The sequence below is a fragment of the Leptobacterium flavescens genome (genome assembly GCF_010671605.1).
GTDB classification, from domain to species: Bacteria; Bacteroidota; Bacteroidia; order Flavobacteriales; family Flavobacteriaceae; genus Leptobacterium; species Leptobacterium flavescens.
Genome location: NZ_JAABOO010000002.1, coordinates 873079 through 888502, shown reverse-complemented (window position 1 = coordinate 888502; position 15424 = coordinate 873079). Strand labels below are relative to the sequence as shown.

Here is a 15424-nt window from a genome sequence, read left to right as displayed (position 1 = left end):
TGAAAGCTTGCTTATATGATAAGGTCAGGTTCTTTGATCTATTTCTTTTCCGGAACGAATTTCAGAGCAGCTCCGTTTATACAATGTCTTTTTCCGGTGGTCTGTCTCGGTCCGTCATTAAAAACATGTCCAAGATGCCCTCCGCAAACAGCACAGTGCTCTTCTGTTCGTGCATAGCCTATTTTATAATCTACTGAGAAATCTACATTTCCTTCAATCTCCCTGTCAAATGAAGGCCACCCGGTGCCACTGTCAAATTTGTGTTCGGACTTAAAAAGGGGAGTATCACAACCCCGGCAGACATAAACTCCCGCCTCATAGTTTTTATTGAGCTCACTGGTAAAAGGTCGCTCCGTTCCGGCCTGTCTTAAAACATAGAATTCCAGATCCGAAAGCTGAGCTTTCCATTCCTCTTTAGTCTTGTTTACAGCGTATTTTTTCTCTTGCTCCGCCGATTTACCTCCGGCCTTTTTATCCTGGGCATTCCCAACGCAGGCAGCCATCAGAATAATAGCAAATAATAGTATTAATTTTTCCATTTTCATTTTTTTTGTAAAAATATCAAATAGCCGCCTAAAAAGCATTAAAATAAACTTAATTTTTAAGGCTTGAATGCATGAAAAAAGCCTCTCAGAGAGAGGCTTCGTCAGTTTGCAAATGATTTAATTACAATTATAAAGGTAACTTTTTAATGTCTTTGCTGCTCAGGTTAAGCGTTTTCATAACCGTGTTGAAATTGCCCAGATCTATAGTGGCATTCTGTGCAAATTCTCCTGGCACCACAACTATTCTGAATACCTGATCCTGAGTAAAAGTATCAGGCGTTAAAGTCAGGTCGAAATCACCATCCAGAAAGATGCTTACATCTACAAAAGTGTGGTTAAATGTATATTGTAGTAAACCTTCATTCAGGAAGAAGTTCTGAGGAAGGGGAGTCCACACATCGAGTGTTCCTCCGTTTCCGTCATCTACGGTTTCTTCCAGAAGGAATACCAAAACCGCATCAGATTCAAACACTTCTATACTGGAAGGGAAAGTAAAGTCGAGTGTAAAGTTATTTCCCTGGGTAAAATCGCCCTGGATCTCTACCACCTGCCCGAGGATATTAACCCCGTCTATTCCGTCGGCACCGTCAATTCCCGGAGGTCCCGGATCTCCTTCACAGGACACAAAAAATAAAGCGAGGGAAATGGGAAAAATAAGTCTGAGTAATTTGTACATGTTTTTCGATTTTAATAGATTAATATTGGATGAACAGCAATAATCAATAACCGTTCCATTTTTCTTTTTGGTAACAGAATTTTAGAAGATAAATCAATTGGCTCCGAATTTAAAACACAATGGGAAGTTTTTATTGAGACTTCTATATATAGTGGGATACGGGCTTTTTTTAATTCCTTTTTTCCTATTTTTAACCTATAACTAATCTACTCAGAAAATGCCGGATCAAAAACGAGTTGTCATAGAAAATATCCTGCCTCAGCTAGACGGAGGCATCCATTTTATAAAGCGGGTGGTTGGGGAAAAGGTCCATATTACCGCCGATGTTTTCTCCGATGGCCACGATATTATTGAATGTTGTGTAAAATACAAGCATTCCAGGGATAAGAACTTTAGGGAAGAACGAATGAAACCGAAAGGGAATGATTTCTGGGAAGCGGAATTCACCGTGGAAAAACAGGGATTTTATACTTATTTGGTCGAGGGCTGGGTTGATTATGCCCTTAACTGGCAGCACGGTATCGAACGCAAGATAGAGGATCATCAGCATGTAAAATCAGAATTACTGGAAGGCATTGAATATATAGATGCCATTCTTCCGAAGGCTAACAAGGAAGAAAAAAAATACCTGAATGACCTTAAGAAAGATTTTGCTTCTGAAGAGGCTTATGAAAGTGCAGTAAAAGGAGCTGCATCCGCAGAGCTCAGAGACATCTTTAAGAAATATCCGGAGAAGTTCCTCGCGAATCAATCCGATGAATTAAAAGTATATGTAGATCGCGAAAAAGCGCGCTTTTCTACCTGGTACGAGTTCTTTCCGCGTTCTGCTTCGAGGGAAGAAGGTAAACACGGAACTTTTAAGGACTGTGAACTCCTTTTGCCGAGGATCGTGGAAATGGGTTTTGATACCCTCTATTTTCCTCCGGTGCACCCGATCGGAGAGGTAAACCGCAAGGGGAAGAACAATACTACCGAAGCTTTTGAAGGCGATGTAGGTTCTCCCTGGGGGATAGGCTCTAAAGACGGAGGGCATAAATCTATTCATCCCGAACTGGGTACCGTAGAAGATTTTAAATCCCTCGTAAAAAAGGCAAAGGAAATGGGACTGGAAATAGCAATGGATTATGCTTTGCAGGCCGCTCCGGACCATCCCTATGTAAAGGAACACCCTCAGTGGTTTAAATGGAGGCCAGACGGAACCGTTCAGTATGCGGAGAACCCACCAAAAAAATACCAGGATATCCTGCCCATTTATTTTGAAAGCGAAGAATGGAAAAAACTCTGGGATGAGTTATACGATATAATGAGATTCTGGATCGAAGAATGCGGGATCAATGTGTTCCGTGTGGATAACCCTCATACCAAACCCTTTTATTTCTGGGGATGGCTCATAGAAAAGGTAAAATCCAAACACTCGGATGTGCTATTCCTGTCGGAAGCCTTTACACGTCCCAAGGTGATGCAGCAACTGGCAAAGCAAGGCTTTACACAGTCTTATACCTACTATACCTGGAGGAATACCAAGAACGAACTGATCGAATATATGACAGAGCTCACCCAGACCGATATGAAGGAATATTTTCGCCCTAATTTCTGGCCGAATACTCCCGATATTAACCCTTATCCCCTTCAGGGATCTAATGAAGCCACCTATCTGATGCGGTATTTTATGGCAGCAACCCTCAGCTCCAATATCGGTATCTACGGCCCGGTATTCGAACAGATGGTGTCTGATGCGGTTCCGGGGAAAGAAGAGTACCTGGATTCCGAAAAATATCAGTTGCGGTTTTGGGATTGGGAAAAAGAGAATAAGCTAACCAATGTGATCAAAAAAGTAAACCTGGCCAGAAAGGGATGTGAATCCCTTCAGCAAACCAATAATCTCCAGTTTTGTGAGACGGATAATGAGATGCTGCTGGCCTATTACAAATATAACGACGACAGGACCGATGAGACCCTGATGATCGTCAATCTCGATTCGTATTACTCCAAGCAGGGATGGATAAAGGTTCCGCTTCAGGAGTTGGGGATCAGGGAAGGACATCAGTTGAGAGTGTCAGACCTGGTAACGGGAAGCAGTTATGTATGGGATAAGGAATGGTGTTTTGTAGAATTACACCCGGCCCTGCCATTTCATCTGTTTAAGATCAATAAATAAAAGTTAAGTATTATGGCCGATTCTGTTAAGAAAGCAGTGAGTTTCAATACCCCTTTTAATTTTAAGACCAGCTGGGAGAAGGCTTTTCAGAATGAAGAGTTCGTCAAGGTATTTTCTGAGGATATCCTGGAAAATTATATTGTGAACAGAAGGTGGTATGCGGGTAAGGCCAGTACTCTGAAATATATTGAAGTTGTCGACTTCTTTAAGATAGAATCCAAGATAGAGACCTATTTTGGCGTCTTACTGGAAGTAAATTTCCAGGAGGCTTTTTTTCAGAATTATTTTATGCCCCTGGCATTTTGCCCGGTGAAGGACCTGAAATCGGGAACTACCATTTCGGAAGTAAGTTTTAACGGAAAGGAAGGTTATCTGATGGATGCCATCCATAAGGAAGAATTCAGAAAACTTCTTTTCGAAAAGATCCTTGGGGCCGGAGAAGAAAACCCGGCTTTAAAAGTGAGGTTTCATAAAGGAGAGGCCTTTAAAGAGAAAAAGTATGAAGGATCCCGGTTTATGGGAGTGGAACAAAGCAATACGTCTATTATCTATAACGACAGGTTTGTTTTAAAGTTCTTCCGGCGGATCTATATCAATACCAACCCCGATTATGAGATCAACCGCTTTTTAACGGAACGAAAAAAATTCGGGAATACCCCGGCCTATACCGGGAGCGTGAACCTTCACCTCGGAAAGGATGATGATATTACGCTGGCGCTGATGCAGGAACTGGTGCCCAATCAGGGAGATGCGTGGGAATATATGCTTAAGGAGCTGGATAAGGTGTTTAATAACCTGAAAACCAAAAATATCAGGATGGAACGCCTGCCGGAAGTATCGCTTTTTAAGCGCCTGAAAATAACAGATATCCCTCCGGAGATCATAGACTGGGCCGGCCTGAATATTTTTATGAAAGTCAAGCAACTGGCACTTCGAACCGCCGAAATGCATATTGCCCTGGGGAGTGATACCCATGATACGGCATTTACTCCCACTACTTACAATAGCGATTATACGGTATGGCTGAAGAACCGGTTGATATATCAGTTCCAGAATCGTCTGAATACCATAGAGAATAACCTTCATAAACTGGATGGCCTGGCACTCGAACTGGCCAAGCAGTTCCTGGACCGGAAAAAGCTGATCCGGAAACATTTTCTCGATTTCGACTGGACCCGTTTAAAGAGTGAGAGGATCCGTATTCACGGCGATTATCACCTGGGGCAGGTACTGGTTAACGGAGAAGATTTTTATATCCTCGATTTTGAAGGAGAGCCCGAAAGTACCATCAGGGACCGGAAAGTAAAACAACCTCCTATGAAGGATGTTGCGGGAATGTTCCGCTCCTTTCATTACGCTATTTATTCTACCATATTTACCAATATGGAGAATTACTCTTACGATAAGAACGACCTCTTCCGTACGGGAGAAATATTATACAGATACCTGACCGGGGTATTCCTGGAAACCTATATAGAAAAGGCACAAAGGGAAAACCTGAACATTGGATATATTCATGAAATTGAATTCCTCCTCAAATACTGCCTGCTGGAAAAAGCGGTGTATGAATTGGGGTATGAGCTGAATTCAAGGCCGAGATGGGCCGTAATTCCCCTGGAAGGTATAGCCAGTATAATGAACTATAACTAAGCAAACATTTATGAGTAACGTTTTACCTCACAGTTTATTTACCGATTTCGATATAGATCTCTTTAAGGCAGGGAAACATTTTAGGTTATATGAAAAATTGGGCGCACACCTGATAGAAAAAGATGGAGTAAAGGGTACCTATTTTGCCGTATGGGCCCCGTCTGCCAAGGCTGTTTCTGTAATCGGGGATTTTAATCACTGGTTGGAGGGAGACCATCCGCTTAATGTCCGTTGGGATGAAAGCGGGATCTGGGAAGGATTTATTCCCGGAGTAGATCAGGGATCACTTTATAAATACAAGATACATTCCCATAACAATGATATTAAAACCGAGAAGGCAGATCCCTATGCCCTGTATTGTGAGCATCCGCCCAATACAGCTTCCGTAGTCTGGAAACTGGATCACAATTGGGAAGATACAGGCTGGATGGGAGGCCGAAAGGATAAGAACGGATTAGACAAGCCTTTTTCAGTGTATGAAGTACACCTGGGATCCTGGAAAAGGAAAAACGGGAATGAATTCCTGAGTTATCTGGACCTGGCCGATGACCTGGTGGCTTATATAAAGGAAACGGGCTTTACTCATGTAGAGTTTATGCCTGCCATGGAATATCCTTATGATCCCTCCTGGGGATATCAGCTTACAGGCTATTTTGCACCTACTTCCCGTTTCGGGAAACCGGAAGATTTTATGGTCCTGGTAGATAAGTTGCATCAGAATGAAATAGGGGTAATAATGGATTGGGTGCCGTCTCATTTTCCGGAAGACGCACACGGACTGGGCTTTTTTGACGGCTCTAACCTGTATGAACATCCCGATAAAAGAAAAGGGTATCACCCCGACTGGAAAAGCCTGATCTTTAATTATGGCCGTAACGAAGTTAAATCCTTCCTCATAAGCAATGCACTGTTCTGGCTGGATAAATATCATGTAGACGGCCTGAGGGTAGACGCGGTGGCTTCTATGCTCTATCTGGATTATTCCAGGGAAGAAGGAGAGTGGGAACCCAATAAATACGGGGGACGTGAAAACCTGGAGGCCATTGATTTTCTCAAAGAACTGAATGAAGAAGTATATAAGAATTTTGAAGGGGTCCAGACCATTGCCGAAGAATCTACTTCCTTTCCGATGGTATCCAAACCAACCTATATAGGAGGGCTTGGCTTCGGAATGAAATGGATGATGGGATGGATGCATGACACTCTTACCTATTTCAAAAAAGAACCGGTATATCGCAAATACCATCAGAACGATATTACCTTTAGTATGACCTATGCTTTTACCGAGAATTTTATGCTGCCACTGTCTCATGATGAGGTGGTTTACGGCAAGCATTCTATTTTGGGAAGGATGCCGGGAGATGAATGGCAGCGTTTTGCCAACCTGAGAACGCTTTATACGTATATGTTCACCCATCCGGGGGCCAAGTTGCTTTTTATGGGGGCAGAGTTCGGTCAGTCCGAAGAGTGGAATTTCCAGCAAAGCCTGGACTGGCACTTACTTGAATACGATTACCACAAGGGGATGAAGACTCTTATTACCGACCTGAATAAGTTGTACAGGAACCATCCTGCGCTTTACGAAAAGCAATTCAGTGCCGAAGGTTTTCAGTGGATCGATTACAGCGATTCCGAAAATTCCGTACTGTCCTATATCCGAAAGGGCAATCGTTCTGAAGATGATCTTATTGTTGTGTGTAACTTAACGCCTATAGTGAGAGATAACTACAGGGTTGGCCTGCCTGCCGGAGGGAAGCTTGTACAGCGTTTTAACAGCGATTATAAAAAATACGGAGGAAGCGGAGTGAGTAATAAAAAAGAGATCCCGATAGCGGAAAAAGAATGGCAGCACAGGAGCTTTTCTGCCGAGATCAGGATCCCTCCTCTAGCCGTGGTCGTTTTTCAGATTTTATAAACATTTTTTTTATATATCAGACCAAAAGCTTTCATTTGTAGCTAATTGTAAAATATCCGCCATGATTACAAATACTGAACTGGAATACAAGGGTAACTTGTATCCCACAAGAATCCTCAGCTTCAAAAAAGAGGTTGATAAACTGTTTTTCTTCACCGAGAACGATGTTATTCTCGAGCTTACCGTTATCAGAGACCGCGTTTTGAGATTCAGGTATGCCACCGAAGGCGTATTTGAACCGGATTTCTCTTATGCACTGGCAAAAGAGGCCAGCAGGGGCTATAATCACCTGGATGTGGAGGAAGCTGATGAAGAATACATTGTTAAGACAGGAAAATTAGAAATCAGGATACTGAAGGAAAACCTTCGCGTACGGGTTTTTGACCTGGAAGGAAATCTGATCAATGAAGATGAACTGGGTTTTCACTGGGAAGAGAATTACGAGTACGGAGGGAATATCGTGAAAATGAGTAAAGGGGTCAGGGAAGCCGAAAGTTTCTACGGCCTGGGAGATAAGGCTACTCATTTAAACCTAAAAGGGAAAAGACTTCACAATTGGGGAACCGATCAGTACGCCTTCGGGAAGGATCAGGATCCCCTGTATAAATCGGTACCGTTTTACGTAGGACTGAATCACAAAACTGCCTATGGCGTTTTCTTCGATAATACTTTTAAAACCCATTTCGACTTTTGCCAGGAGCGGAGAAATGTAGCCAGCTTCTGGGCAGACGGAGGAGAAATGAATTATTATTTCTTTTACGGGCCTTCGGTTGCGGAGGTGGTTACTTCATATACCGATCTTACCGGAAAACCGGAGCTTCCTCCTTTATGGGCCCTCGGATTTCATCAGTGTAAGTGGAGTTATTATCCAGAATCCAAGGTAAAAGAGATCAGCGGGAAGTTCAGGGAATTACAGGTTCCCTGTGATGCTATATATCTGGACATAGATTATATGGAAGGTTTCCGTTGTTTTACCTGGAACAAGGAGTATTTCTCAGATCCGAAGAGGATGGTCAAAGAACTTAAAGAGGATGGCTTTAAAACCGTGGTCATTATCGATCCGGGAATTAAGGTTGATAAGGATTACTGGGTATATCAGGAAGCAAAGGACAAGGATTATTTCTGCAAACGCGCAGACGGCCCGTATATGAGAGGGAAAGTATGGCCGGGAGAATGTAATTTCCCCGATTTTACCCACCCGGACGTCAGAGAATGGTGGGCCGGGCTATATAAGGAACTGATAGGAGATATAGGAGTTAAGGGAGTGTGGAACGATATGAATGAACCCGCAGTCATGGAAGTGCCTACCAAAACCTTTCCGCTGGATGTGAGGCACGATTATGACGGTCACCCCTGCAGCCACCGCAAAGCGCATAATGTTTACGGAATGCAGATGGCCAGGGCTACCTATGAAGGGGTTAAGCGATTTGCCTATCCCAAGCGTCCGTTTATCATTACCAGATCTGCCTATTCCGGGGCACAACGTTATACTTCCTCCTGGACAGGAGATAATGTAGCTACCTGGGAACATCTCTGGATCGCCAATATTCAGGTACAGCGCATGTGTATGAGCGGGATGAGCTTTACCGGTTCTGATATAGGTGGCTTTGCGGAACAACCTACAGGAGAATTATTTGCCAGATGGATACAATTAGGAGTATTCCATCCCTTTTGCAGGGTGCATTCAAGTGGAGATCACGGGGACCAGGAACCCTGGTCTTTCGGGGAAGAAGTACTCAATATTACCCGTAAGTTCATTGAGATGAGGTATCAGCTGCTTCCGTATATCTACACCATGTTCTGGAGATATATAAATGATGGGATTCCCATGCTAAAACCGCTGGTATACTACGATCAGGAAGACAATCAGACCCATTACAGGACCGATGAGTTTATTTTCGGAGAGAAAATACTGGTATGCCCGATCCTGGAACCGAATGCCAAGGGCAGACGTATGTATATCCCAAGGGGCGAATGGTATAATTACTGGACAGATGAAGTGGTCTCAGGGGGAAAAGAACACTGGGTATCCGCAGATATAGACAAGATACCCCTGTTCATCAAAAAAGGAGCTATCATCCCCAAATATCCTATACAGCAGTATGTGGGGGAGAAAGAGATCAAAGAACTGAGTCTCGACGTATATTACAAAAAAGGAAAAGAACAATCGGCTGTTTACGAAGACGGGCAGGACGGTTATGATTATAAAAAGGGGCGTTACAGCCTTCGTACTTTTAAACTGACGGGGAGAAAGAACGAACTGATCCTTCAACAGCATAAGGAAGGAAAGTATACCACTTCCTATGAAAAAATAAAGCTTTGTTTACACGGACTGCCGTTCAAGGTAAGCAAGATAGAATTCGATAATGAGGAGGTAGCGTTCGAAAAAGTGAAACTCAACGGAGATAATAGTATGATTATCGATAAAGATTTTACCGAGCTTCACATTATAGGGGAATAGTTTTAAAGTTCGTAATTTTATAATGACATTAAAAAATCACGCAATTATGAGACGATTTGTATTTATATTTTCGATATTATTCTTTGTTGTTTCCTGTAAAACCAACCCTTTTACAGGTAAAAAAACCTTGAACTTTGTGAGTAATAGTCAGTTGTTCCCGACTTCTTTCCAGCAGTACAATCAGGTATTGGGAGAAAGTAAGGTAGTGAAGGGAACAAAGGATGCCGAGATGATCAAGAGAGTAGGGCAACGTATTGCTGCGGCAGCAGATAAATGGCTTACTGCTAACGGTTATCCGGGATATTTAAAAGATTACAGATGGGAGTATAACCTGATCAATGACGATCAGGTAAATGCCTGGGCTATGCCCGGAGGAAAAATTGCTTTTTATACCGGAATATTGCCGATTACACAAAATGAAACCGGGGTAGCGGTGGTTATGGGGCATGAAGTAGCGCATGCTCTGGCAGATCACGGAGCTCAGCGTATGAGTGCAGGTACCCTTCAGCAGATCGGAGCCGTGGGAGTAGCGGTAGCGACCAGCGGAAAGGATGCGGAAGCACAGAATACCTGGATGCAGGCTTATGGTATTGGAACTACGGTAGGGGGAATGTTGCCTTTTAGCAGAAGCCATGAAAGTGAAGCAGATGCGATCGGGATCCAGATCATGGCCATAGCCGGATATAATCCGTATGAAGCCGCAGAATTGTGGAAGCGTATGAAGGCAAGAGGCGGACAGGCACCACCGGAATTTTTGAGTACACACCCTTCCAATGATACCCGTATCCAGAACCTGACCAATCTGGCACCTAAAGCGGTGGAGGAAGCAAAGAAATTCGGAGTGACCAAATTCCAGAAATAATTTCCAGATAATCCATACCTCAAAAAATATTTATATTTTAGAAGCTGCTCAAACACAGAGCAGCTTTTTTAATTTATGATATATGGCAACATTAGCTAAGGGGAGTAAAAAACTCCTGAATGCCTGGGCATTCTACGACTGGGCAAATTCAGTCTACAGTTTAACCATTTCATCGGCTATCTTTCCTATTTTTTACGGAGCACTTTTCAGGGATGCAGGGATCGAAAAAATTGAGGTCTTCGGAGGGCTCATTGCCCGTGGCCCGCTGATCAGCTACGTTACGGCAGCAGCCTTCCTGGTGGTTTCTTTTATCTCACCCTTGCTTTCCGGAATAGCAGATTATACAGGAAATAAAAAGATCTTTCTAAAGTTTTTCTGTTACCTGGGATCGCTTTCCTGTATCGGGCTTTATTTCTTTAGCCTGGAAAATATCTATTTCGGGCTTCTGTGTTATTTCCTGGGACTTATAGGCTTTTGGGCCAGTCTGGTTTTCTACAATTCCTACCTGCCCGATATTGCATTTAAGGAACAACAGGATGCCATAAGTGCCAAGGGGTATTCCTGGGGATATATCGGAAGTGTACTTCTCCTGATCCTCAATCTGCTTATGATCATGAAATACGAGTGGTTTGGTTTTGAAGGTGCAGGAGAGCCTACCAAGATCTCTTTTATCATGGTCGGGATCTGGTGGATGGGCTTTAGCCAATACAGTTTTTATTACTTACCTAAAGGGCATGACCTTGGAAAACCCGCTACTAAAGACGTTATTTTTAACGGCTTCAGGGAGCTGAAAGGAGTCTGGAACAGATTAGGAGATTCTCCCAAACTTAAGGCGTATCTGAGGGCCTTTTTTGTGTACAGTATGGCCGTTCAGACCGTTATGCTTATCGCAGCCTTTTTCGGGGAAGAAGAAATTGCATGGGGTGGAGATACCGAAAGGACCATAGGACTTATAGTGAGTATCTTGCTGATCCAGCTGGTAGCTGTTGCCGGTGCCGAGCTTACTTCCAAAGCTTCCGCCAGATATGGAAATATAAAAACCCTCATCGTTATCAATATTATATGGTGTATCATCTGTGCCTTTGCCTATTTTGTGGAGAGCCCGATGGAATTCTATATCACTGCAGGTTTTGTCGGATTGGTCATGGGAGGGATACAGGCACTTTCCCGATCTACCTATTCCAAGTTCCTTCCGGAAACGGAAGATACCACCTCGTTTTTTAGTTTTTACGATGTTGCGGAAAAGATAGGGATCGTTATCGGAATGTTCATCTTTGGTTTTATTGCCCAGATTACAGGTAGTATGCGGGCATCCATTGTTTCTATTATCCTGTTCTTCGCCATAGGACTTATCCTGTTGTTGTTTATCCCCAGGGACAAAAAACCGTAAAAGAGAAACTGAAAAACCGTAGAAGGGTAAAAAACACCCGGAAAATAAGGGGTTATCGTAAAATGCTAATTATTTAGAGAAAGATTGGTTCAATATATTTTTTCTAAAAGAATTCTTAAATTTTTTGTGTTTTTGAACGATAATTTAACACTTTTGTCGAACTTAATTTTGTAGCTCGAAGGGAATAATCTATATTCGCCCCGTAACAAAATTAGGAATATGACTATTAAAAGATTATTCCTACTATGCTATCTAACCCCAATACTTTTATTTTTCAACTCATGTTCAACAGACGGTGATATAACTCAGGAAGAGTTAAACACTGTAAACTTTCTTCAGGTAGATGTTGGACAATTTAAATTCAACGCAGACAGAGTAACAGTTAACACCCAGGGTACCCTCGTAAATATTGTGGGAACCAATGTGGAGACCGATCGTTCTGTATTCCTTACTTTCCGTATGGACACAGAAGATGTTGTTGTTCTCGGGAAGACCGAGGAGAACCCCGATGGTAATATTGCAGGTTATCTTCTGAATGCTGAGAATGAAGGGTATTTAACAAACCAGATCGACGGGATTTCCGGGGAGATCATTATTACTTCTTATGATGAGGTGAATAATACCATTTCCGGAGAATTTAATTTCACCGCTCATAATGAGGATTATATTCCGGTGAAACTGCAAAATGGTGTTTTTGAAAAGGTGAGTCTAAACAGGGAGTAAACCCGGACAAACATAATTACAAAATAAAAGCCGTGCTTAAAACAAGCACGGCTTTTATCATTGATTGATGATTTATGTATTACCCTCTTGAAACATCTCCTGATCCTACTACTTTGGTATCTTCTTTGGTCGGGTTTCCTTTGTATCGGATATCTCCCGATCCGGTAACACGAGCTTTCAGATTACCATTACAGTGAATTTTTATATCTCCTGATCCGGCAACAGAAACTTCCACATCTCCGGAAGTAAGCTCATATCCGTGAATATCTCCGGACCCGGCTACTTTTCCTTTAAAAAAGGAGGTTTTACCTCTAAGTCTCAGATCTCCTGATCCGGCTACGCTTCCGCTTAATTCATCAGCTTCCACATCCAGGTTCATATCTCCCGATCCGGCTACACTAGCTTTAAAGCCCGAAGCTTTTATTACCATATCTTTGGTATTCACATCTCCGGACCCTGCCAATGACACGGAAGAAATATCTTCAACCGGAACTATGATAAGGATTTTATTCCCGTTTTTTGACCCGCTTTTACGGGAAGGTTGCAAACTGTAGCCTTTTTTAACATAGATCTTAAGATGATCGTTCTTGATCTCGGTCTCTACGTATTCCAATAGATTTTCATCCATTACCAGGGTAAGTTTTCCCTCAGATCCCGATACCAGTTCTACATCAAGATTTCCGGCTACGCCAACACTTTCATAATCTCCTAAGCTGCGTTCCTTGGTTACGATATTCCCATCGCCTTTTACTTTTTTGCTGCCCCACCATTGTGCATTTACAGTGGTTGCAAACAACAGCCCTAATCCTAAGGTTATAAGTTTCTTCATGATTTTTGTCTATTTAATGTTTATGATTGATTTAACTTTTAAAAAAGGTCACTCCTCCGTAGTCGGCAGTAATGGAAATGTTTTTACCGCTTCCGGCACTTCCGTAATGCCCCTGATAATATTTGTCGCCCGAATTGGATCTTTTGATCTTGTAATCGAAATCATCTCCACCTCTCATGCTTGCGTATTCCAGGCGTACTTCAAAATTAAAGTGATAATCCGGTGCATAACCGATCTTAATTCCGGTATAATCGGCTCTGATCGTAACATTTCCCGCATTTCCGGTAAGCTGCTCTATTCTCAGAGATCCGTAATCTGCTGTGATATCCACATCTCCGCTTATGCTTCCTAAACGCGTAGTGATATAATCTCCGGAACCGCTTACGCTGTTCGCTTTTCCAATATTCAGGCTTCCGTAATCTGCCGAGTATTTAATGTCTTTTCCATCTTTAACCGTAGAATCGGTATAGTCTGCACTGATCGTTAGATTTCCTGCTCTATCAATCTCAAAGCCTGAGTAATCCGCACTGATCTTTCCGCCTCTCATATATTCTATGGTAGATTTTCTGGTATAATCGAAAGAAAGGATATTGTTGTTACTGAGAAGCTCTCCTATGATCAGGCGTCCGTAATCACAGCTGATCTTAGCATCTCCTTCAATTTTATCCAGATTAATATGACCGTAGTCGTTATTCAGATCAACACTGTTGGTTACAGGTACCTTAATGGTATAGTTGATCTTCATATTTACATTGTTCTTTTTGGATCCCCACCAGGAACTGGTGCGGCTTTTGTTAAAGATGGTCTTGGCCTGAACCAGGCTTCTTGAAGCTTCAAAATCCACGTCTATCTGATCCAGTTTCTTCTGCACCTTTTCTTCGTTGTTTCCGTTGGTCATGATATGAACCTCGATAACTACTTTATTCTGGTTCCATGAAGTGACCGACAGGTTTCCGTAGCTGTTGCTTATCTTTAAGGCAGCGTCGGCAGACACATCAAATTCTTTATTGATTTTCTTTTCTTTGGTGTATTTTCCTTTCCAGTTATTATTTGCAAGTACCAGTGAAGGTATAAGGAAAAGTATACATAGGTATTTAGATAATTGTACTTTCATTTTGCTGATCTTTTTGTTCTTTAATTTCTTCAATTTGGATCAATACTTCTTTTAAGAGGTTAATTCTTGTCTGGAAGTTGGTAATCATTGCGTAGAGCAATTGTTTACTGTCTCCGTTCTCTAAAAGAGCATTTTCCAGCTTTTCATAATCTTTTTCTAATTTTTTTAATTGAACCATTGCATCGTCAATGATTACTTTGGTTTCGGCTGTGGTGGCCGCGTTTACCTTTTCCACTTCCTGTTCAAGGAGGGAAGCAAAGTAAAATTGTGTTTCCTGGATCTCAGGAGAAACGACCACTTCATTTTCCGTGTTGTATTTGTTGATCCCAATTCCAACTGAAACCAGTAACAGGAAAGTAGCTGCAATAGACAGTGGCTTCCACCAGTTTCGTTGTTTGCGTTGAGAAGTTACAGGAGTACTTGTGTTATCATTGGCCATTAATTTTTGTAAAAAGCGATCCTGATGCCCTTCCTGAGGGTTTTCCAGGTCAAATTCGCCTTCCAGTTGGTTAAACAGTTTTTCTAAATGATCCTTTTTCATGTGCATATCTGCGTTAATTTCTTTCGTAAACTTTCCTTCGCCCTGGAGATCGTGGTCCTGCAATTTGCATAACTGATCCCCATTATCTCACAAATTTCTTCGTGATCGAACCCTTCAATTAAATGTAGGGTCAAAGAAACTCTGTAATTATCTTTCAGTGTTTTCATGGTCTCCAAAACTTTTTGAGCCTGAACGTTTGTAAACTCATGATCTTCAGTAACTCCATCGTTATCTTCAACCCTATACATTACTTCCTCCAAAGAGACACTATTGCTCTTTTGTTTTTTACGATAATGATAGATACTGTTGTTTACTACTATACGCTTTAACCAGGCTCCGAAAGTCACTTCTCCTTTAAAAGTATCAAGTTTCGTAAACGCGTTTAAAAACGATTCCTGCATAATGTCTTCTGCTTCAAATGAATCTTTTACGATCCTTAAGGCTGTGTTGTACATGGCCTTGTAATAGCGATTGTAAATCTCCATTTGCGCAAATCGGTCGCCCTTGGCACACGATTGTAATAATACATCAGTATGTAACTTTTGTTGGCTCAAAAAGTT

The 15424-nt window shown here is 42.2% G+C and carries 13 protein-coding genes; 7 read left to right on the top strand and 6 right to left on the bottom strand.

The genetic code is table 11. The features are described 5' to 3' along the window. Positions 1-38 precede the first annotated feature (38 nt). Together msrB and GWK08_RS11520 are read right to left on the bottom strand one after the other, a co-directional pair. Entirely contained in the window at positions 39-539 is a 501-nt protein-coding gene (gene msrB, locus GWK08_RS11525; RefSeq protein WP_163607338.1) for a peptide-methionine (R)-S-oxide reductase MsrB, read from the bottom strand. A 133-nt stretch (positions 540-672) separates the two neighbouring features. After that, the gene (locus GWK08_RS11520) at positions 673-1221 is read right to left on the bottom strand and encodes a collagen-like protein (protein WP_163607337.1); all 549 of its coding nucleotides are present in this window, start codon (positions 1219-1221) and stop codon (positions 673-675) included. Positions 1222-1438: 217 nt separating this feature from the next. Between GWK08_RS11520 and GWK08_RS11515 the strand changes: the two genes are divergently transcribed. From GWK08_RS11515 to GWK08_RS11485, 7 genes are all read left to right on the top strand, one after another. Next, positions 1439-3379, top strand: a complete 1941-nt coding sequence (locus GWK08_RS11515) for an alpha-1,4-glucan--maltose-1-phosphate maltosyltransferase (RefSeq protein WP_163607336.1) — start codon at positions 1439-1441, stop codon at positions 3377-3379. A 12-nt stretch (positions 3380-3391) separates the two neighbouring features. Then, positions 3392-5029 carry a trehalose synthase gene (locus tag GWK08_RS11510; RefSeq protein ID WP_163607335.1) on the top strand — a complete coding sequence of 546 codons (1638 nt, stop codon included), beginning with the start codon at positions 3392-3394 and terminating at the stop codon, positions 5027-5029. A gap of 10 nt (positions 5030-5039) precedes the next feature. Continuing rightward, positions 5040-6944 carry a 1,4-alpha-glucan branching protein GlgB gene (glgB, locus tag GWK08_RS11505; protein ID WP_163607334.1) on the top strand — a complete coding sequence of 635 codons (1905 nt, stop codon included), beginning with the start codon at positions 5040-5042 and terminating at the stop codon, positions 6942-6944. 61 nt (positions 6945-7005) lie between these two features. After that, entirely contained in the window at positions 7006-9405 is a 2400-nt protein-coding gene (locus tag GWK08_RS11500; protein ID WP_163607333.1) for a glycoside hydrolase family 31 protein, read from the top strand. 46 nt (positions 9406-9451) lie between these two features. Then, complete coding sequence (locus GWK08_RS11495) at positions 9452-10267, top strand: M48 family metallopeptidase (protein ID WP_163607332.1); 816 nt, start codon at positions 9452-9454, stop codon at positions 10265-10267. An 82-nt stretch (positions 10268-10349) separates the two neighbouring features. Then, positions 10350-11657 (top strand): MFS transporter, encoded by a 1308-nt coding sequence (locus GWK08_RS11490; RefSeq protein WP_163607331.1) that lies wholly within the window; start codon positions 10350-10352, stop codon positions 11655-11657. A gap of 219 nt (positions 11658-11876) precedes the next feature. Beyond that, entirely contained in the window at positions 11877-12380 is a 504-nt protein-coding gene (locus GWK08_RS11485) for a DUF6252 family protein (protein ID WP_163607330.1), read from the top strand. A 79-nt stretch (positions 12381-12459) separates the two neighbouring features. On the opposite strand, the gene GWK08_RS11480 is transcribed toward GWK08_RS11485, so the two are convergent. The 4 genes from GWK08_RS11480 to GWK08_RS11465 are packed head-to-tail and all read right to left on the bottom strand — an operon-like array spanning position 12460 to position 15418. Beyond that, the gene (locus GWK08_RS11480) at positions 12460-13209 is read right to left on the bottom strand and encodes a head GIN domain-containing protein (protein ID WP_163607329.1); all 750 of its coding nucleotides are present in this window, start codon (positions 13207-13209) and stop codon (positions 12460-12462) included. 31 nt (positions 13210-13240) lie between these two features. Continuing rightward, a complete protein-coding gene (locus GWK08_RS11475; RefSeq protein ID WP_163607328.1) occupies positions 13241-14323 on the bottom strand; it encodes a DUF4097 domain-containing protein in 1083 nt (360 codons plus the stop codon). Beyond that, the gene (locus GWK08_RS11470; protein WP_163607327.1) at positions 14304-14864 is read right to left on the bottom strand and encodes a hypothetical protein; all 561 of its coding nucleotides are present in this window, start codon (positions 14862-14864) and stop codon (positions 14304-14306) included. Before GWK08_RS11470 ends, GWK08_RS11475 begins: the two co-directional genes overlap by 20 nt. Further along, the gene (locus tag GWK08_RS11465) at positions 14861-15418 is read right to left on the bottom strand and encodes an RNA polymerase sigma factor (protein ID WP_163607326.1); all 558 of its coding nucleotides are present in this window, start codon (positions 15416-15418) and stop codon (positions 14861-14863) included. Before GWK08_RS11465 ends, GWK08_RS11470 begins: the two co-directional genes overlap by 4 nt. Between the last annotated feature and the right edge of the window lie 6 nt (positions 15419-15424).